At 39.1% G+C, this 19,473-nt stretch carries 17 protein-coding genes; 5 read left to right on the forward strand and 12 right to left on the reverse strand.

Going from position 1 to position 19,473, the window contains the following annotated elements:
• Positions 1-26: 26 nt before the first annotated feature.
• The 5 genes from rpsA to ACLCDV_RS05370 form a co-directional block, all read right to left on the reverse strand.
• Entirely contained in the window at positions 27-1,958 is a 1,932-nt protein-coding gene (gene rpsA, locus ACLCDV_RS05350; protein WP_075991301.1) for a 30S ribosomal protein S1, read from the reverse strand.
• Between the two features lie 228 nt (positions 1,959-2,186).
• Positions 2,187-3,152, reverse strand: a complete 966-nt coding sequence (locus ACLCDV_RS05355) for a YihY/virulence factor BrkB family protein (RefSeq protein ID WP_088160434.1) — start codon at positions 3,150-3,152, stop codon at positions 2,187-2,189.
• A gap of 1 nt (position 3,153) precedes the next feature.
• Positions 3,154-3,561, reverse strand: a complete 408-nt coding sequence (locus ACLCDV_RS05360) for a thioesterase family protein (RefSeq protein ID WP_317668187.1) — start codon at positions 3,559-3,561, stop codon at positions 3,154-3,156.
• Positions 3,561-4,601 (reverse strand): endolytic transglycosylase MltG, encoded by a 1,041-nt coding sequence (gene mltG / locus ACLCDV_RS05365; RefSeq protein ID WP_411973071.1) that lies wholly within the window; start codon positions 4,599-4,601, stop codon positions 3,561-3,563. The genes ACLCDV_RS05360 and mltG overlap by 1 nt, the downstream gene beginning before the upstream one ends.
• Before the next feature lie 190 nt (positions 4,602-4,791).
• Positions 4,792-5,778 carry a PASTA domain-containing protein gene (locus tag ACLCDV_RS05370; protein WP_411973072.1) on the reverse strand — a complete coding sequence of 329 codons (987 nt, stop codon included), beginning with the start codon at positions 5,776-5,778 and terminating at the stop codon, positions 4,792-4,794.
• 146 nt (positions 5,779-5,924) lie between these two features.
• Between ACLCDV_RS05370 and ACLCDV_RS05375 the strand changes: the two genes are divergently transcribed.
• Positions 5,925-6,932 (forward strand): D-alanine--D-alanine ligase, encoded by a 1,008-nt coding sequence (locus ACLCDV_RS05375; protein WP_411973073.1) that lies wholly within the window; start codon positions 5,925-5,927, stop codon positions 6,930-6,932.
• 113 nt (positions 6,933-7,045) lie between these two features.
• Here the strand turns inward: ACLCDV_RS05375 and ACLCDV_RS05380 are convergent, their stop codons facing one another.
• The 4 genes from ACLCDV_RS05380 to ACLCDV_RS05395 form a co-directional block, all read right to left on the reverse strand.
• Positions 7,046-8,254, reverse strand: a complete 1,209-nt coding sequence (locus ACLCDV_RS05380) for a serine hydrolase (RefSeq protein ID WP_333576637.1) — start codon at positions 8,252-8,254, stop codon at positions 7,046-7,048.
• Between the two features lie 64 nt (positions 8,255-8,318).
• Entirely contained in the window at positions 8,319-8,969 is a 651-nt protein-coding gene (locus tag ACLCDV_RS05385) for a hypothetical protein (protein ID WP_333576636.1), read from the reverse strand.
• Between the two features lie 4 nt (positions 8,970-8,973).
• Positions 8,974-9,468 (reverse strand): dihydrofolate reductase, encoded by a 495-nt coding sequence (locus ACLCDV_RS05390; protein WP_205399454.1) that lies wholly within the window; start codon positions 9,466-9,468, stop codon positions 8,974-8,976.
• Between the two features lie 65 nt (positions 9,469-9,533).
• Positions 9,534-10,355, reverse strand: coding sequence for a thymidylate synthase (locus tag ACLCDV_RS05395; protein ID WP_317668181.1), 822 nt, complete (start codon positions 10,353-10,355; stop codon positions 9,534-9,536).
• Between the two features lie 267 nt (positions 10,356-10,622).
• On the opposite strand from ACLCDV_RS05395, the gene mtaB reads away from it, so the two are divergent.
• A complete protein-coding gene (mtaB, locus tag ACLCDV_RS05400) occupies positions 10,623-11,945 on the forward strand; it encodes a tRNA (N(6)-L-threonylcarbamoyladenosine(37)-C(2))-methylthiotransferase MtaB (protein ID WP_333576635.1) in 1,323 nt (440 codons plus the stop codon).
• 112 nt (positions 11,946-12,057) lie between these two features.
• Here the strand turns inward: mtaB and ACLCDV_RS05405 are convergent, their stop codons facing one another.
• Positions 12,058-12,954 (reverse strand): EamA family transporter, encoded by an 897-nt coding sequence (locus tag ACLCDV_RS05405; protein WP_411973074.1) that lies wholly within the window; start codon positions 12,952-12,954, stop codon positions 12,058-12,060.
• A 306-nt stretch (positions 12,955-13,260) separates the two neighbouring features.
• On the opposite strand from ACLCDV_RS05405, the gene ACLCDV_RS05410 reads away from it, so the two are divergent.
• From ACLCDV_RS05410 to ACLCDV_RS05420, 3 genes are all read left to right on the forward strand, one after another.
• Complete coding sequence (locus tag ACLCDV_RS05410; protein ID WP_075991311.1) at positions 13,261-13,833, forward strand: C40 family peptidase; 573 nt, start codon at positions 13,261-13,263, stop codon at positions 13,831-13,833.
• Between the two features lie 175 nt (positions 13,834-14,008).
• A complete protein-coding gene (locus ACLCDV_RS05415) occupies positions 14,009-14,428 on the forward strand; it encodes a hypothetical protein (RefSeq protein ID WP_317668178.1) in 420 nt (139 codons plus the stop codon).
• Positions 14,429-14,770: 342 nt separating this feature from the next.
• Complete coding sequence (locus ACLCDV_RS05420; RefSeq protein WP_411973075.1) at positions 14,771-16,330, forward strand: calcineurin-like phosphoesterase C-terminal domain-containing protein; 1,560 nt, start codon at positions 14,771-14,773, stop codon at positions 16,328-16,330.
• 382 nt (positions 16,331-16,712) lie between these two features.
• On the opposite strand, the gene ACLCDV_RS05425 is transcribed toward ACLCDV_RS05420, so the two are convergent.
• On the reverse strand, positions 16,713-18,038 hold the full coding sequence (locus ACLCDV_RS05425) for a mechanosensitive ion channel family protein (RefSeq protein WP_411973076.1): 1,326 nt from the start codon (positions 18,036-18,038) through the stop codon (positions 16,713-16,715).
• A gap of 39 nt (positions 18,039-18,077) precedes the next feature.
• Positions 18,078-19,448 (reverse strand): nucleoside permease, encoded by a 1,371-nt coding sequence (locus ACLCDV_RS05430; protein ID WP_317668175.1) that lies wholly within the window; start codon positions 19,446-19,448, stop codon positions 18,078-18,080.
• Between the last annotated feature and the right edge of the window lie 25 nt (positions 19,449-19,473).

The raw sequence follows: 19,473 nt of genomic DNA on the forward strand, positions 1-19,473 counted from the left end.
CGCTTTTTATGGATTGAAATTGCTAATTACTTAGCGTTTTTATCATTTTCCATTTGCTCTTTCAATTGAGCTAATACGTCTAAGTCGCCTAAAGTAGATTTTTCAACAGAATCTTTTACTTTTTTCACAGCTGAAGACTCAGCTTTAGCGTCTTTTTTACGGTTGTTAGACTCTTCTTTGCGAGCTTCTTCTTTCTCTTCTTCCCAGATACGAGAGTGAGAAATTACCAAACGTTTGTTCTCTTTGTTGAACTCGATGATTTTGAATGAAGTAACTTCATCAACTTTCAATGAAGAACCGTCTTCTTTAACAGAGTGTTTAGAAGGACAGAAACCTTCAACACCGTATTGTAAAGCTACGATATCACCTTTGTCACCAACTTTGATCACAGTACCTTCGTGGATAGAACCTTCAGTAAAGATCGTTTCGAAAGTATCCCAAGGGTTTTCTTCCAATTGTTTGTGACCTAAAGATAATTTACGATTTTCTTCATCTAATTCTAAAACAACTACGTCTAATGTTTCACCAACTTTAGTGAATTCGTTAGGGTGGTTGATTTTTTTAGACCAAGATAAATCAGAGATGTGGATCAAACCGTCGATACCTTCTTCTAACTCAACAAATACACCGAAGTTAGTCATGTTTTTAACAACAGCTGTTTGTTTAGAACCTACAGGGTAACGCTCAGTGATGTTTTTCCAAGGATCTGGAGTCAATTGTTTGATACCTAAGCTCATTTTACGCTCATCGCGATCTAAGGTTAAGATTTGCGCTTCGATCTCATCACCAACTTTCAAGAACTCTTGTGGAGAACGTAAGTTTTGTGACCAAGACATTTCAGAAACGTGGATCAAACCTTCAACACCAGGGATGATTTCTAAGAAAGCACCGTAATCAGCAACTGTTACGATTTTACCTTTAACTTTAGAACCAACTTCTAATGCAGTATCTAAAGATTCCCAAGGATGCTCAGATAATTGTTTCAAGCCTAAAGCGATACGTTTTTTCTCATCATCAAAGTCTAATACAACAACGTTGATTGTTTGATCTAGCGATAAAACTTCTTTTGGATGCTCGATACGACCCCAAGAGATATCTGTGATATGCAATAAACCGTCAACACCACCTAAGTCGATGAACACACCGAAGTCAGTGATATTTTTAACTGTTCCTTCTAATACTTGACCTTTTTCTAATTTAGCAACGATTTCAGATTTTTGGTTTTCTAAGTCGTTTTCAATTAATACTTTGTGTGATACGACAACGTTTTTGAATTCGTGGTTGATTTTCACAACTTTGAATTCCATTGTTTTACCTACGTATACATCGTAGTCACGGATAGGTTTGATATCGATTTGAGATCCAGGTAAGAATGCTTCAACACCTTTGATATCAACGATAAGACCACCTTTAGTACGGCTCTTAACGAAACCAGTAATGATTGCATCATTTTCCAATGCCTCATTGATAGCTTCCCAAGATTTTTGAGTTTTAGCACGTTTGCGAGAAAGTACTAATTGACCGTTAGCATCTTCTTGAGATTCAACGAATACGTCAACTTTGTCACCAACTTTTAATTCTGGTAAGTCACGGAATTCTGATAAAGAAACTAAACCGTCAGATTTGAAACCAACATTTAAGACTACGTCTTTGTTGTTGATAGAAACTACAGTACCTTCAATAATTTCACCTTGGTTAACTTGGTTGAAAGTATCTGCGTATTGTGCTTCAAGTTTAGCGCGTTCAGCATCGCTATAATTTCCGAAACCTTTATCATTTGCATCCCAGTCAAATTCACCTTCTGGTGTGATCCAAGTGTTTGATTTGATTTCGTCGATTAAGTTTGAATCAGCTTCTGATTCAATTTTTTCAGTGTCTTTCACTACTTTAGTGTCAGCACCTTGTAGCTCTGCGTTTTTCGCTGCTAATTCTTTTTCTGCTTCTTGTTTTTTTGCCATTAATTAATTTTCTCCTTTTTCCTACTTTGTAGGAGTTGCAAAGGTACAAAAAAACTTTAAATGCAAAATTTTATTTTTCTTATTTTATTGAAAGACTTTCAGTTATAGGGGACTTTTTACATGCCAGCCCCGTAGGGGATGGTATTTGAATTGTACTATTGCTAATTCTCGACTTTATTTGCGGAAATCCTTTTCCGATAAAATAGATTTTAAGTGGCTGAAGACGACTTAGTCTTCTCGCTTAAAAGAGTTGAAAATGCGTGGCTTGGCAATAACAATGGTTTGTTTGGACAGCGCTATTGCCGCATTAAGCTCATATCCCAATAATAAAATAAGCGTATTCAGGTAAATCCATAGCATAATGACGATCAATGTCCCAATGGATCCATACAGTTTGTTATATGCACCAAAATGATTAATATAAAAGGTAAATATCGAAAACGTCAATATCGCTAAAATGGTAGCCATAGAAGCTCCTGGACTGAAGAGTTTCCATTTATTGGAGTTGGAGGGACCAAATTTGTAAATACAACTTACGGTGAAAAAGTAAATAGCAAATATGATCAACCATCGGGCTACTTTAAGTAGAATAGCCCAGAAGCTGGATTTAATACCTGTCGTTTCCTTGAGGTAGTCTATCGTAATGCCAGCTATGGTAAATATCGTCATCCCCGCTGTTAAAGCAAAAATAATCAGAAAAGCCAAGGCTAAGGCAAGCAGTCGTTTTCTGATCCAAGGTCTTCTCTCCGTCATCAGGGAAGCCTTATTGAAGGCATTCATGAGGGAGGCCATGCCATTGGTCGCAAAATAGGCCGCGAACACAAAACCAAAAGACAGCAATCCACCATTTTGGTTTTTGATAATATCCTCCAATGTCGTTTCAACAACGAGAAATGCATTTTTAGGAATTACTACCGCAAGGAAATCCAACAACTGTTCCTGAAAATTATTAATCGGAATATAAGGGATTAATGTAAATAGAAAAATGATTCCTGGAAAAATGGCCAATAGAAAGCTATAGGAAAGGGAAGAAGCCTTGCTGACGATGGAATCTCTGGAAAGCTCCTGAAAGAAAAATACCGCCACAGTATAAAGTGGTAGTGAGCCAAAGCCAGGTAGTACGACACGTTTACTCCATTCGATTAATCTAAAATAAGGTTCAAAATTTAATAGCCATTGGTGGATTTTCCCCATATCAATTAAAATATTTACTCATCTTATCCAGGAAAACCTGTGGCGGCATACAAGGTCTATTTTTCTCCATATTGACAAAGACCAAGGTTGTCTCTCCCTGGTTGAGTAGTTCCCCACTTTCATTGAAAAGCTCATATTCGAAAATGATACGTACGGCAGGTTTCTTGCGGATTGTTACCCGTATCGTGATCAAGTCATCGTATTTGCCTGGTTTCAGATATTTGGTCTTCATCTCCGTAACGGGGAGCATGACACCCATTTCTTCCAGCTCCTTATACGATATCCCCGTGCTCCGCAGCATTTCAGTTCTCGCTATTTCATAAAACGCAGCATAGTTTCCATAATAGACATAGCCCATTTGGTCTGTTTCTGCGTAGCGGACGCGAATCTGATGGTCAAATACAAACATTATTTTTTAATATTTCTAGCGTCCAGAGCCTGTTGGAATTTACGTGCATTGATCAAATGCTCAGCCTCTGTTTTTGCAAAATTATGGTAACCCGAAAAATCATCTTTGGCACACATGTAAATATAATCATGTTGCTTAAAGTTTAAGACCGCATCAATTGCAGCGATACTTGGAATTGATATAGGGCCTGGAGGCAATCCTCTATAGATGTAAGTATTGTAAGGATTGTCTGTTCTGAGGTGCTTATTCAATACCCTTCTAATGGTAAAGTCATTATTAGCAAAGATCACCGTAGGATCTGCTTGCAATAACATACCTTTTTTGAGACGATTTAAATATAAGCCGGCTATCATGGGCATTTCATCCTGGTGCAAGGCTTCACCTTTCACAATCGATGCCAATGTGCTCACCTGTTGTGGTGTCAGATTAAGCGCTTTTGCTTTTGCCGTACGATCCGCATTCCAAAACTTTTTCCATTCATCATCAAAACGAGCAATTACTTTTTCCGGATTGGTGTTCCAATAAATTTCGTATGTATTAGGGATGAACATAGAAATCAGATTTTCTTTCGTAAATCCATACTTCTGTGCGGTAGCCTCATCATTCAATACAGCAATAAATTGAGCAGAATCTGCCTCAAAACTTTTTCCAAGGAGTGCGGCCATATTTTCTTTCAGTCTTACATTGGAAAACCTGAATTTTACTGGTTCTTGGTAACCGCCAATTAAATTGCCAACTAAGCGTCTATTGTTCATCCCTGGGGTTAACAGATAACGTCCGGGTTTTATACTTTGCTCATATTTTTTATATTGTGCAGCACGCTCAAAGGAAGCGATATCATCCACTAGATTTGAATCCTTGATTGATTTCAATACATCCTCATATTTTTCACCCTCGTGTATATACAGGTACTTTTTCTCTCCCGATACATTCGAAGCATAAAATGCTCTATAAAATGTCCAGGCAAAATAACCTCCAACAACGATAACGATTAACGCAATGATTTTTAACCAACTTGGTATTCTTTTTTTATTTTCCATTCTAAAATTTTTTATTCATCTGTTGTTCGCTATTTATAGCCGTTATATAGCCTTTAGCGGTCAATGGTTGATGAAATCTCGCGTATTATAGCGTTTCCCATCTTTATATTTTATATCCTGTGTCTGCCAAGAACTTTAATCCATTATGATGGCGATCATTCGACGCAGCTTCATTTTTGAGTCAATAAACTTAAAAGCCTAAACTATTCCCTTTATTTTCCTTTTCCTTTTTTTGCCCTGCTGCAGGATTTGTCGTTGTCGGTTTAGCTGCAGGGCTATTTGTTGTGTTACTTTTTGCTTGAGCAGCAGGCTTTGACTGAACCGGAGGTTTTGCCGCTGGCGGAGTCACCTGTGTTTGGTTTGCCTGTGGTTTAGGTGTTGTCGTACCTCCAGCTGGAGCACCTGTCGTTGCTGTTGGTGCCGTGAGTGAGAGTGTTACGTCAATTTTAGCCCCTAAACTGGTCAGGCCCTTTTCTATTCCTGGTGATTGTACACTGATTACTGCAGTGGCTGTATCCGTTACGCTTGGATCGTAGGTTACAGTACCTAGACCTAAGCCAGCTCCGGACAAGGCGAACTTTGCTTCGTTTAATGGAAGCCCAACTAAATTAGGTATCTCCACTTCATTTGCTCCCAGTCCATTTCCCAAAACTAGATCTATACGTGAACCTTTAGGAATCATGCGTCCGTTGCGGATAGATTGTTCAGCAAATTGAGCATCCAATACGATATCCCTGGCGATGTCTGCGACATAAGAAGTGTCACCGATTCGAAGGTTATGGTTTTTCAAGATGGCTGTTGCTTCAATCAATGTTTTATCTTTTATATTCGGAAAAGCAACTTCAGGTGCAACCTGTGTGATAATGGTCAAATAAATAGTCCGACCCGACTTTACATGAAATCCTTGTTCGGGATCCTGCTCTATGACCATGCCAGGCTTGGCATCCATCTGATAAACGGAGTCAATTTGATATTCCAGCCCGGCGTCCTCCAAAGCTTGGATGGCAGCACTGATATGAAGGCCTTTCACTTTAGGAACGGCGATAGATTCATCATGTTTGGTATATATTTTCAGTCCAATATAAACGAAAAGGAATAGACATACTATCGCGATAACAGCGGCAATAAGATTTTTCCTAAAAGTGGGGGTCTGAAGATATTGTACGACTTTGGACATTTCTCTGTTTGATAAAAATTAATTCTGCATAGAACCGCAATATTAAAGCCAAGTTTGCAGAATGATTAAATAAAATTATTCCTCACAAAATTATTCGTTTTTCCGTGTATAGCAAATTATATTTGCTATTCGAATCGCTAAAATTTATGAAAGCAAAAATAGCATTAATAACTGGAGGTTATACAGGAGAAGCTGAAGTTTCTTTTAAAAGTTCTGCCTTCGTCAATTCTCAACTTGATCACGACAAATACGATATATATTTGATTACAGTGACCAAAGAAGCATGGTACTATGAAGATTTAGACGGTAAGCGTCATCCGATTTCAAAAGCTGATTTTACCCTTTCATTGCATGGGGATATCTTGACTTTTGACTTAGCTTTTATTATGGTGCATGGTGTGCCTGGAGAAGATGGAAGACTTCAGAGCTATTTTGATTTATTGGATATTCCTTATACGTCATGTGATGCTTTGACATCTGCATTAACCATGAATAAAGGGTATACAAAAGCGATCTTATCGGATATTCCCGAGTTGCATTTGGCAAAATCGGTCCTACTGTTTGAATCGCAACGCTCGGAGGCACTCAAAATCGTCGAAAGTAATCTTTCACTCCCTTATTTTGTGAAACCTAATGCCGGAGGAAGTAGTATCGGAATGACCAAAGTAAAGGAATCGGCACAACTGCAGGAAGCGATTGACAAAGCTTTTGATGCGGAAAATACAGGAAAACAGGTTATTGTTGAAGAATTTGTGACTGGACGCGAATTTTCCGAGGGAATTTTTCGGAATTCAAAAGGCGAGCTTGTTGTTTTGCCTGCCACAGAAGTTCGAACTACACGCGAATTTTTTGATTATGAAGCCAAGTATGTACCTGGATTAACTGAGGAGATTACGCCGGCGGACCTGACGATCGAACAGCAGGAGCGTGCTGCGCGTATTTTAAGAGAAATCTATGTGAGATTGAACTGTAAAGGTATGGTTCGGGTAGACTTCTTTTTGGAAAACGATACCGATAAATTTTATTTTATCGAAATCAATACCATTCCCGGGCAAACTCCACAAAGCTTTATTCCGCAGCAGGTACGGGCTTTTGGAATGAAGGAGGGGGATTTTTACGGTGAGTTGATCGAAACAGCCTTACAATCGAAATAGTTCTATTTCAGAAATGCCGTGAAGCAAGCAGCCTTCTGGCCAAAGCGGATAAAAATATGCCGCAATAGCGATAAAAAAACGGCTTTCAATCTATGAAAGCCGTTTTTTGTGTTTTATTTTCTGAAATCAAATTTGGATAGATCGGGTTTAAACTTTTTAACCCTTTTCAATTCCTCCTGATAAATTACCTGCCCGATATTCTTTAAAAAGGGGTAGGTTACTGTGTCGTATTCATAGCGTCCATCGTTGTAGATGCCATTTTCATTGGACTGCACAACAACGGCGAGCATAAATTCTACCCCATGCTCAAAGTCGACGATATAAGCATTATCAATATTATAGCCATAAGAATCTCCATACTTGTTGAAGATCCGGATGTTGGGATTTAAGGTCGCATTTTTTTCACGGCCATAAAAAAGGAGCTTGCTATACGTTGGCCAGAATTCAGTCGGATCATATTTCGGGAAATCTGATTCAAAGGGATAGCGCGACATGTAGTCATAGAGTAGGGCATAATCCTCCTTTTTTAGATTAAATCGTTCTTTAGGCTGAAATGCTTCCGGAAATAGTAATTTCTTCAATATGAACTGTTGATCTTCGAGTGCGTAGACATTAAGCCCCTCAAAACTCCATGGCTCATGAATAAGTTCATCTTTATCGTTCATGTAACCTTTTCCCTGAAGTGTATTGGCCAGCTCTAGGGGATAGTCTTTTGGGTCGAATTGGGCCGCTTGTTGGTAGATGACATCTTTTCCATTGTAAAAGGTAATGGGATTGGTATGTTTGGCCCATATTCCTTTGTCGCCAATGGCAAGACGGTTGACGATACGGCTGTATTTGGTGCCGTATTTTTTTAGTTTTGCATTCAGTTCAGCACGGCCAATAAATTCAAACAGTCTATTTTGTGCATCATTGTCGCTGGTCAACAGTATTTTTTTTACGTATTGTGCAACAGAGGGAAGACCATTGGCTGCCGACTCGTCCACAAGAACCTTAGTCTGCTTTTCAAATGCAGAATCAATACGGAGGGGAGTATCTTTGGTTAAACCGGCTAGATGGAGGTCGTTGATTTTTTCTAAGGCCAGAATTGCTGTCGGCAACTTCACGGTACTTGCGGGATAAAAATACCAGTTCGGATTCAGTCGATAGCTATAGGACCTGAAATGTGGCCTATTGGATTTGTCACGATCAATTTGCGTATAAAGAATCTGCACTTCATTTTTCGTCGGATGACTTAATATGTTTTGAAATAGATCAGGATGACTTTGAAGTAATTTTTCCAGGTAAACAGTATCTGTCTGCTGAGCGTATGCGTCTGACATGAATAGAGTGAAAATTAAGATGAGGTATTTATGCATGTGCTTTAGATCAAAGTGTTGCGCTTGTTTAGTTCTGTAGATTAAGCTCTTCTATAGCTTTTAACAATTTGTTTTTTGACAGGAGTTTTTTTGCTTTTTCATTTCCCTCTACATAAGGCTCCAAGGTTTCTTTTTTCAGTGGTAAAATTTCCTTCGCCTTTTCCATCTTGAAATGCGATATGGCAGGCTGATTGATATCAGCGGTCATGCTATAGCGGCGGATTCGCTTTTCATAACTGACAGTGTCGACCAAAAATAACCAGCAGCTGTCCTGTGGAATGCCTTTTATTTTCTTGTTCCAATAATCTATCCGATAGATTTCTTTCGTCTGATCGGGTGTTACTGTATATTTCTTGCCTTTTTCCCGCCAGGATATTTCACTTGGTGCTGTTGCGGTTCTCAATTTTATTTTTGTTTTTGCAACAACAGTGCTGTCATTTTTCAAAACAATATAAAATTTATACCTACTGCTTATCGGTTCGCTATTGAAAGAATAGAGTGGAGGGGTATACAACCCTGGAAAAGTAACGTTCCCGCCAGGAGTTCGTATTGTGGTAGGCGGGCGAAATTGTGCGAGAGCTTGGGTCGAGGTACCCAGTAGAAAAAAACTGAAATTTAATGTCAATAAGATCATGGAGCTTTTTGCCCCATGATATTGCGTTTTGATATTCGTAAACATGGGATTATTTTCTCGAATAAACTTCAAAGGTATAAGCAAATGCATGTTTCTCATCTGCCTGATGCGAATCTGAGGAAATTAATTCCCATTCTTCGGAAGGTAATTCAGGGAAGAAAGCATCTCCTTTTAGGGTTGTATGTACCCGTGTCAAAAGCACTTTGTTTGCCAAGGGTAGCGCTTGCTGATAAATGTTTGCGCCACCAATGATAAACACTTCGCGTTCATCTCGGCAATATAAAAGTGCCTCTTGAATACTATTGGCTACATCAATATCTTCTCCTTGGAAATTCGCATTACGCGTGATGACAATATTCCTTCTGTCCGGTAAAGCTTTGCCTATGGCCTCAAAAGTCTTTCTGCCCATTAGGACAGAATGCGCAATGGTATTTTTCTTAAAATATTTAAAGTCGTTGGGTAAATGCCAAGGCATCTGGTTGTCGATTCCGATGGCATTGTTTTCCGACGCAGCTACGATTAATGTGATCGTTGGGTTGCTCATTTTTGATATAATGTGATTATTCGTCCGCTAAAATAATGTTGTTACAAAATTAGGTGCCTTCATTGTTAAACGGCAACCGGAGCTTTGATATGTGGATGTGATTCGTAGTTTAACAATTCAAAATCTTCAAACTTGAACTCAAAGATATCGTTTACTTCAGGGTTTATTTTCATCTGCGGTAGCGCTTTTGGCTCGCGGCTCAATTGGAGCTCCGTTTGCTCGAAGTGGTTACTGTAGATATGTGCATCGCCCAGGGTATGGATAAACTCTGCGGCTTCCATGTCGCAAACCTGTGCGACCATCATCGTTAACAAAGCATAAGAGGCAATGTTGAAAGGTACGCCAAGGAATATATCCGCACTACGTTGATACAGTTGACAGGACAATTGTGGTTTCATGATGCCTTTTTCGGGCTGTGCTGGCGCCACATAAAATTGGAAAAAAGCATGGCAAGGAGGGAGTGCCATATGCTCTATTTCGGCAACATTCCATGCCGATACTATAATGCGGCGTGAATCCGGTGAATTTTTCAGCTGGTTGATCACCTGTGTGATCTGGTCGATATGGCGGCCATCAGGTGTTGGCCAGGAGCGCCATTGTGATCCGTATACAGGCCCTAAATTTCCTTGTTCGTCAGCCCACTCGTCCCAAATGCTTACGCCATTTTCTTTGAGATACTGAATATTGGTTTCACCTTTAAGGAACCAGATCAGCTCATGAATAATGGATCGCAGGTGTAATTTCTTTGTCGTTACCAAAGGGAAACCTTCCTGAAGGTTGAAACGCATCTGATATCCAAAGACACTTTTGGTACCTGTGCCAGTACGATCTGTCTTTACAACACCATTCGTATATACATGTCTGAGTAAATCTAAATATTGTTTCATCTGTAAAAAAGTAATTATTAAATACTAAATATCAATGCTATAATCGAACTGGATAGGGACGAATAGCGCTATTTTATGTGTCTGATTCTCAATCGGGGAATATTTGAATACATCATGTCCGGACTAATTTCGTTTGCCTGTAATAAGCCGCCGGTGCATTCAGCCTTTCAAGATAGTCAAAACTAAGGAAAATCCTTATAACGAGAAAGTCAAAACTTAAAATGATAAGAGCGGTTACTGAAAAAAAATGTAATTTTGCAAAATATTATGGAGAATAAAAAAGTAGCTTTTTATACACTTGGATGTAAACTGAATTATTCGGAGACATCATCCATTGGTCGTTTATTTAAAGATGCGGGCTATGATACCACAGCGTTCAATAGCCGTGCAGACGTTTATGTAATCAATACATGTTCGGTAACGGATAATGCTGACAAGAAGTGTAGAAAAGTAGTGAAGGAAGCATTAAAGCACTCTCCCAACGCCTATATTACGATTGTTGGCTGTTATGCGCAGCTAAAACCAAAAGAGATAGCAGAGATTCCCGGAGTGGATATGGTCTTAGGTGCAGCTGAAAAGTTTAATATTATTGAGCATATCAATGATTTGACGAAACAGGAGAAAACGATCGTTTATAATGGTCCAATCGATGAGACCAATCAATTTGTCTCGGCTTATTCGATTGGCGATCGTACGCGTACCTTCCTAAAAGTACAGGACGGGTGCGATTATTCATGTACATTTTGTACGATTCCTCTGGCACGTGGCGGAAGCCGCTCGGGTAAGATCGAAGATATTGTGCGTCAAGCGGAAGAAATTGCAGCTTCAGGCGTAAAAGAAATTGTGTTAACGGGAGTTAATATTGGTGATTTTGGTATTCGGGATGGTAAGCGTGAAGATCGATTCTTGGATTTGGTAAAGGCTTTGGATGAAGTCGAAGGTATCGACAGGATTCGGATTTCTTCGATAGAACCTAATCTTCTTTCCAACGATATTATTGAGTTTGTGGCACAATCAAAACGTTTTGTTCCACATTTCCATATGCCACTGCAGTCTGGAAGCAATAAAATTCTGGGTTTAATGCGCAGAAGGTACAAAAGAGAACTTTACACAGAGCGCGTCGCATTTATCAAGTCATTGATGCCTAATTGCTGTATTGGTGTTGACGTTATTGTCGGATTTCCGGGAGAAACACGTGAAGACTTTATCGACACGTACAATTTCTTGAATGATTTGGATATTTCTTATCTGCATGTCTTTACCTATTCAGAAAGAGAGAATACGATTGCAGCTCAAATGGACGGTGCTGTGCCGGGAGCTCAACGTAGTGACCGTAGCAAAATGTTGCATATCCTTTCGGAGAAGAAGCGCCGTGCTTTTTATGAGTCACAGCTTGGCGAGACTGGTGATGTCTTGTTTGAGGCCGATGAAAAAGATGGATATATGCATGGTTTTTCTAAAAACTATGTTAAAGTACGGACCTTATACGATCCATTATTGGTGAATGAGGTTGTGCCGGTTAAATTTATGGACGTAACGGATTCCTGTGAAGTGGAGGTAGAAGAAATTCCGGAGACACTGACACATTAATTTTTTTAAGGATATCATATTAAGATTTATAACATACAAAAAAGGCAATCTTCTCTAGTAAGATTGCCTTTTTTCGTTAAAGGGATTTCCTAATTTTCCTATTGATTGCCCCCTAATGAGCACTGCTCTTTGCTGCGTTCAACCAGATGACGGTACCCAAGATCATAAGTACCCCGAGCCATTGTATCGTGGATACACTTTCATGAAGTATAAAAAATGACATACAGGTGGCTACTGGTAACTCCGCCGAACTCAATATTCCCCCTAAGGAAAAGCCCGTTTTAGGTAAGCCGTAGGCAAATAGTAAAGGCGGGATGACTGTGCCAAATAGAGAAAGGATCAAACCGAAATAGAGAAAGTTACCATCAAATTGACCATTCAATAAATAAGCAGGCGGAAATAAGGTAAAGACCATGATACAGGCCCCCGTTACCATAATAGCACTTTTTTGAATGGGGTGATAATCATTGCCGACACGGCCATTCACGATCATGAAGACCGAATAGGCGGTCGCCGCTAAAAGACCAAATAAGACACCTGTTAAGTTGAGGTGTTGTAAGCCTTTTTCAATAAGTCCAGTCGCTAATAATGTTGCAATGAGTACAATGCCGATGCCAATCAAGTTGTTTTTTGAAGGTTTTGCCTTGAAAAAGATAAATTCAATCAGGACACCGATCCAGATATACTGCATCAACAGCACAATGGCCAACGAAGCCGGAACAAGCTGCACACATTTGTAATAGAGGATACTCACCAAACCGGTAGAGGTACCACTGATTAATATCTTGATCCATGAAGATTTCTTGCTTGAAGAGTGAAATGACTTTGCAGAAAAGAGTTTGATGACAATATAGATAAGCCACAGGATAAGCATGCCAAACAATACCTGAATTCCCGTTACCTCTCCTAAAGTCAACCCTTTACCATAGGCTTTTTTAACAAACGTTGATAGTATCCCAAAACTACTCGCACCTAAAAAGACAGCTAATGCACCTTTTAATTTTTCCATTCTCAAATAAATTAGGCGTCAAAGTTACGATTTCTGAACAATTCTTTTTCTTATCTGACGTTCTTATCAAGAAAAGCAATCTTCGGCGACAAGCTTTACAGTAAGGAGTAAATGCATCCAACAGGTGGAATTCATTGACTGGAAACATTGCTGTTCGTCGTAACATGTTGCGGGGACGGCTTTATAGCAGTGGTCCTAGGAGTAAATTGTTTTTTAGCAGTGGGCAAATTTATTGGATATAAACAGCAATTTAATTAAGTTTGTTAGGCAAGTGAGTTTGTTAAGCAAGAACGTAAATCGAACAGCATGAGTGTCAGATCTTATTTTATCTTCTTTTTAGGTGCAGTTCTATTTTTGAGCAGTTGTTCAACGAAGAAAAAGGTACTTAGCTCCAACACACATTCTTCCAATGGCGCGGTTTTGACAGATGCGAGCTCAGCGCGCGGAAAAACCTTTTCCGGATCCCGACTTGACAATTATGCAGACTTACTCAATGTGAGTACAAAAAAACTAAATCCACACCTTTATTCATTTATTGACGATTGGATGGGCATACCGCATCGTATGGGTGGACAGACCAAATCTGGGGTAGATTGCTCGGGATTTGTTAATTTGCTCTATATTGAAGTATACAAAGGGAATTTGCCGCGTACCTCACGTGACATGGAAGGAATAGTAAAAAGAAAAAAGGTCGATAAACTTGAAGAAGGAGATCTGGTGTTTTTTTCTTTCGGACGAAATGGTATAGATCATGTAGGTGTATACCTGCATAATAATAAGTTTGTTCATGTTTCGACACGGAAAGGTGTTATCATCTCTGATCTTTCCGACAGCTGGTATGCTAAGACCTTTGTTGACGCGGGCTCTCCGAATATCTAAATGCGTGAATTTCATGTAGGTTTTATGTCATATCTTGATATAAACTTTTATACCCTATATAAATCCTTATTTTTGTCAAAATTTTATAGAAATGACAATAAAGAGTAAGAAGATTTTTTTGGGCCTTTGTATTATTGTGCCGTTTTTGATGTATTGTGTTTATTACTATAGTAACATGATCAAAAATGCCCCTTTTCGTTTTGCTGATTTTGAATCCATTGAATTCAAATACGGCGAACCGAATCACATGGTCAACGAATACAATTCAAAAACACGCATCTATAAGTATTTAGACAAAAAAGATTCTTTAATTACCGATACTGTAAAATTTACAAAAGACGATTTGTTGTACCTGCACCGCAAAGCAATGGAGCTCGGCTTTTGGAACTTGGATACCGATATGACTGGTCCTGAATGGCAGCAGGATTCAACACATTCTAAAGTTCCCCGTTTTTATTTAGAGTTCAACTATAAAGATAAGTCCAAGCATATTACTTTAGATGCAGATTTTGCAGGCAACCCGCGTATGCACGACGCAGCAAAATCAATGATCGATGAAGTCAACCGTATGTTGGCTACCGCGCAAGCCCGATAGTTAAGAAATAAACCCTAAGGGTAAAGAGAGAAATCAAGCAATTGGTTTCTCTTTTTTTGTGCCCAATATTCGTCTGGGAGCAAGGGTAAGAAGATGGATTTATCAGCGAACAACATATACATACTAATAGGAGGGAATAGGGAGTTAATAGGGACCTGAAGGGGGCTCATTTGGATGAAACCATAGGAAGGATGTGCGATATCCCTGTCGGTATACTTTAAATATGGGTTAATTACTACATTGATGGTAAATCGTTCTTTCTGTTTTTTGATAAATTCTTGATGTTCTCTTTATATTCCCTTAACGTGAATCGAATACTTTAGCGCCAAAACAAAATTTCATATGAAAGCATTTTTGGCATTAGCAATTTCCTGGGCATTCGTAAACGCGGTGCAGGCCCAAGATTTTGCGAAAGGAAAAGTTTATCTTGACGTAAACAAAAACGGAAAATTGGATAAAAACGAAAGAGGCGTTGCCTCCGTTGCTGTTAGTAACGGGCGTGAGGTGACGACAACCGATAAAGATGGTAATTATCAGTTGCCTGTTGGAAATGACAACATCATTTTCGTGGTTAAACCTTCAGGCTACGCTTTGCCTTTGGATGAATATAACCATCCAAAATTTTATTATATCCATAAGTTAAACGGTAGTCCAGCTTCAAAATACCCGGCTGTTGCTGCTACAGGAAAAATACCGGCTGCTGTAAATTTTGCATTGTACCAACAAGATGAAGATCCTAACTTTTCAGCTTTTGTCTTTGGTGATCCACAAGCCTATACGGAGGAAGAACTAGCCTATTTCAAAAATGGTGTGATCAATGAGATTTCGGATAAGACAATTGCGAAATTCGGTATCAGCTTAGGTGACTTAGTGGGAGACGATCTTTTACTACAGCCAAAGTATAAATCGGTAATTTCAACGATGGGGCTGCCGTGGTATAATGTGATGGGAAACCACGATATGAACTATGATGCCAAAGAGGATAGCCTCTCCGATGAATCGTTCGAGCAGACTTTTGGTCCCAATAACTTTGCGTTCAACTATGGGAATACACATTTTATCATTCTTGATAATATCATTTATCCGAATCCACGGACAGGAAAAGGTTATTTGGGTGGATTCCGTAAAGATCAGCTTGATTTTGTGGAAAATGACTTAAAAAACGTAGCTAAAGATAAATTGATTGTATTGGCATTTCATATTCCTTTATATCATCAAAACTCGGATGTCTTTCGTAATGAAGATAGACAACGTCTGTTCGATATTTTGGCTCCATTTAAGCATACCTTGTCTTTGTCCGCGCATACACACTTTCAGCGCCAATATTTTTATGGACAAAAGGACGGGTGGAAGCAAGAAAAGCCACATCACGAATATAATGTAGGTACAACATCGGGCGACTGGTATTCGGGCGAGTTGAATGAAAAAGGAATTCCTGTTTCTACGATGCGGGACGGTACACCAAAAGGCTATGCCATTTTAAAAATCGAGGGCAACCAATACAGTTTTGATTATAAGGTTGTCGGTAAGCCGGCAACGTATCAGATCGATTTATATGGAGCTTCGGTCGTTCCAGAAAAATACACAAAGAGATATCCGATATACGCTAATTTTTTTATTGGAAGGGAAGGTGACAAGGTAAGGTATAGAATCAATCAGGGCGAATGGAAGGAAATGGATTTTGTCAATGAAAACGATCCAGCGTTTCTAAATTCTTTGGCTAACTACGATACAGCAACTGAATTAAAGAATACGCGTAGACCTTCAAACCCTGAAAAATCCAGTCATCTGTGGACGGCTAATTTGCCCAAATTAAAAGCTGGTAAATATCAGATTGAGGTTCAGGCTGTTGATCTTTTCAATAGAGTACACCTGGCAACGAAGACTATTGAGGTGAGATAAATAACCGGTTGTAGAGTTGTTTTAAGTTTAAAGATAGCTTAAGATGCACTTAACATAACCATCCTATATTTGTGTAGAGTAATTTTTGATTCATAAAGAGTTAGGGTTAATGTGTAGATCTGTTGTGAAACACGTCTGAAAATTTAGTTTGTTTTTAAAGTGAAGGTAATCTCCCCAGATTACCTTTCACTGTTTTTAGACCTTTCACTTTAAATGATGTTGCCAAAATTTAAATCCTACTACTATGATCTGTTTGTACTCTTTATACGGTTTACAGCCACAAGCTTTGTTGGGTAGTTAACCTGATATATGAATGTTAGTTTCGTAGCGTTTTTTTTAGAGTGTCTGATGATATTGGTCAGACAGAACTTTCAGTTCGCTTTTATTGCTGTTGGTCTGCGAAGTCATGATGTTTTTTTTGTCGGATAACCTGCCGGAAATCATCTGATGCCGGATTTTCAAAGATCTCCAGGTCGAAGTATTTTGTTGCAGCAAATAAGTGGTCGAATATATCTGAAACAATTCCTTCGTAATATTCCCAGCGGATATCATTTACAAAGAAATAAAGTTCGACCGGAACACCGTGTTCGGTTGATGCAAGCTGACGTACCATCAAGGGCATGGTCTTGTGAATATTGGGATTTTGACGTAGATAGGTGAGTGTATAAGCTCTGAACATCCCTAAATTGGTCATTTTGCGACCGTTTATGGGACTTGATTGATCTATCTGCTGTTCCGTGTTGAATTGGTCAATTGTCTTGGCACGCTCCTCGATATAAGGCCGCAGAATCTGTATATTTTTGAGCCTTTCAATTTCTTCATTTTCCAAAAAACGGATCGTGGAAATTTTGATATTTATGGCCCGCTTTAAGCGCCGCCCGCCCGATTGCTGCATGCCCCTGTAATTTTTGAAAGAATCCGATAAGAGCGTATGCGTTGGTATCGTCGTAATGGTCTTATCAAAGTTCTGTACTTTCACATTATTGAGGTTAATCTCTTTGACAGTTCCATCGGCGCCATATTTAGGCATTTCTATCCAATCGCCTACACGGATGGAGTCATTGGCCGAAACTTGTATACTGGCAACAAATCCCAATATCGTGTCTTTGAATACCAACATCAAGATTGCTGACGCGGCACCTAAGGATAATAAGAAGGACCAAGGGGATTTTCCTGTCAATATCGAAAAGCAGATCGTCCAACCGATAAATAATAGGATAATCTGGCAGACCTGTAAATAACTTTCCAGGGGCTTGTCGGCAAAAGATTTTTTCATGCGCAGCATGTCCCGTAAACTTTTCAGAAGCGAATGAATAATCAGTAAACTGACTACGGTCGTTGCTATGTCAAGTACTTTATTGCTATTTTCTTTCCAGGTTGGAAAACCCATGAAGATAATGGGCATGATATATTGTGCCACTAATATCGGAACAAAATGAGCAATAAGTTTCAGGGTTTTATTGCGGATCAATAGATCATCAAAGCGATTTGTGCTTCGCCTGATGGCTTTGATTGTTAACAGGAGTAACGTTCTTTTGGTGAAATAGTCAATGACGATCAAAAACAGGATAACCAGTAAGAGTAAAAGGATCGAGTTAACAAAGTGGCTTCCCTGATTATCAAGACCAAGTTGTTTAATCCATTGAAATGTCCAGTTATAGATGTAGGATTGGGAATCTTTGAATAATTCCGTTGCTGTGCTTTGCATGTTACAAATATACAAAAAGCCGCAATTAGCGGCTTTCGGTTATTTTGAGTTTAGCGGTTCACGTTCGTGTTTATGTCTAAAGAATACAGCAAAGAAGATTGCTATAACCAAGGTATAGATGGCAAATGCAAGCCAGATATCATGCCAGTCTTTTAGCATGAGATTACCACTTAACATGCCGTCAGGTAATATGGAAATACTCTTTTCCTGCAGGAAATGTAGAAAATGGGTATTATCGATTGTTGTATCCAGATAGTGTGCGAGATCCTTGCTGTTTTGAAAACTTTTGGTAAAGTAATGGTCAATGATCCAACCCGATGCAAAACTGCCTACAACGGCACCGAAACCATTTGTCATCATCATAAATAAGCCTTGTGCCGAGCTGCGTATGCTTGATGTTGTTGAGGTTTCAACAAATAAAGAACCTGAGATATTAAAGAAGTCAAATGCCATACCATAGACGATGCAGGATAATACAATCATCCAAAGGCCGCCTGCTGGGTCACCAAATGAGAATAATCCAAAACGTAATACCCAGGCAAACATCGAAATCAGCATGACCTTTTTTATACCGAATCTTTTGAGGAAAAATGGAATAGCAAGAATAAAAAGTGTTTCGGATATCTGCGAAATCGACATAATGATGGTCGAATATTTCACAACGAAAGATTCTGAAAATTTAGGGTAGAATTTAAATTCATCCAAAAACACATCACCGTAGGCATTGGTCAATTGGAGTGCGGCTCCTAGGAACATGGAAAAAATAAAGAATAAAGCCATTTTATAATTTCCAAAAAGTTTAAATGCTTCCAAGCCTAATAGTTGTGTCCAGGAAGCATCTTCCTGTTGTAACTTCTTCGGTGGACATTTAGGTAATGTAAAAGCATAGAGACTTAAAGCCAAAGCTGCGGTTCCGGCGATATAAAATTGATAAGCTGTGGCCTTGTTGCCAGTTAAATTGGTGATCCACATGGCAACGATAAAGCCTATCGTTCCGAAAACCCGGATAGGCGGGAATGCCTTGACCAAATCGTAGTTATTTTCATTTAATGCCGTATATGCAATGGAGTTGGATAGGGCCAAAGTCGGCATATAAAAACACATTGCCGCAAGCATCGCATAAAAAAAGGTGTTTGGATCATTTACCTGAGGTAAATAGAATAAAACACCCGCATAACATAAGTGAAGAATAAAATATAATCTTTCGGCATTTATCCAACGATCGGCGATAATTCCCATCAGGGTAGGCATAAATAAAGAAGCGATCCCCATAGTTGCAAAAATAGCTCCAAATTGTGTACCATCCCATTGTTTTGTGCCAAACCAATAGTTTGCTATTGTAATCAACCATGCTCCCCAGACAAAAAACTGAAAGAAGCTCATAATGGTCAATCTTAATTTAATAGACATAAATCGATGTTATTTAAAATTTTTG

Origin of the sequence: Sphingobacterium sp. Lzh-3 (genome assembly GCF_046764375.1) — a bacterium.
Lineage (GTDB): Bacteria > Bacteroidota > Bacteroidia > Sphingobacteriales > Sphingobacteriaceae > Sphingobacterium.

Excerpts from the sequence above, each read along its gene's own strand:
- ACLCDV_RS05405 (WP_411973074.1), bottom strand. The coding sequence starts at position 12,954 with ATGGAAAAATTAAAAGGTGCATTAGCTGTCTTTTTAGGTGCGAGTAGT.
- ACLCDV_RS05420 (WP_411973075.1), top strand. The coding sequence starts at position 14,771 with ATGAAAGCATTTTTGGCATTAGCAATTTCCTGGGCATTCGTAAACGCG.
- ACLCDV_RS05375 (WP_411973073.1), top strand. The coding sequence starts at position 5,925 with ATGAAAGCAAAAATAGCATTAATAACTGGAGGTTATACAGGAGAAGCT.
- ACLCDV_RS05385 (WP_333576636.1), bottom strand. The coding sequence starts at position 8,969 with ATGTTTACGAATATCAAAACGCAATATCATGGGGCAAAAAGCTCCATG.
- ACLCDV_RS05360 (WP_317668187.1), bottom strand. The coding sequence starts at position 3,561 with ATGTTTGTATTTGACCATCAGATTCGCGTCCGCTACGCAGAAACAGAC.
- ACLCDV_RS05410 (WP_075991311.1), top strand. The coding sequence starts at position 13,261 with ATGAGTGTCAGATCTTATTTTATCTTCTTTTTAGGTGCAGTTCTATTT.
- ACLCDV_RS05380 (WP_333576637.1), bottom strand. The coding sequence starts at position 8,254 with ATGTCAGACGCATACGCTCAGCAGACAGATACTGTTTACCTGGAAAAA.
- ACLCDV_RS05355 (WP_088160434.1), bottom strand. The coding sequence starts at position 3,152 with ATGGGGAAAATCCACCAATGGCTATTAAATTTTGAACCTTATTTTAGA.
- rpsA (WP_075991301.1), bottom strand. The coding sequence starts at position 1,958 with ATGGCAAAAAAACAAGAAGCAGAAAAAGAATTAGCAGCGAAAAACGCA.
- mtaB (WP_333576635.1), top strand. The coding sequence starts at position 10,623 with ATGGAGAATAAAAAAGTAGCTTTTTATACACTTGGATGTAAACTGAAT.
- ACLCDV_RS05390 (WP_205399454.1), bottom strand. The coding sequence starts at position 9,468 with ATGAGCAACCCAACGATCACATTAATCGTAGCTGCGTCGGAAAACAAT.
- ACLCDV_RS05415 (WP_317668178.1), top strand. The coding sequence starts at position 14,009 with ATGATCAAAAATGCCCCTTTTCGTTTTGCTGATTTTGAATCCATTGAA.
- ACLCDV_RS05425 (WP_411973076.1), bottom strand. The coding sequence starts at position 18,038 with ATGCAAAGCACAGCAACGGAATTATTCAAAGATTCCCAATCCTACATC.
- ACLCDV_RS05395 (WP_317668181.1), bottom strand. The coding sequence starts at position 10,355 with ATGAAACAATATTTAGATTTACTCAGACATGTATATACGAATGGTGTT.
- ACLCDV_RS05430 (WP_317668175.1), bottom strand. The coding sequence starts at position 19,448 with ATGTCTATTAAATTAAGATTGACCATTATGAGCTTCTTTCAGTTTTTT.
- mltG (WP_411973071.1), bottom strand. The coding sequence starts at position 4,601 with ATGGAAAATAAAAAAAGAATACCAAGTTGGTTAAAAATCATTGCGTTA.
- ACLCDV_RS05370 (WP_411973072.1), bottom strand. The coding sequence starts at position 5,778 with ATGTCCAAAGTCGTACAATATCTTCAGACCCCCACTTTTAGGAAAAAT.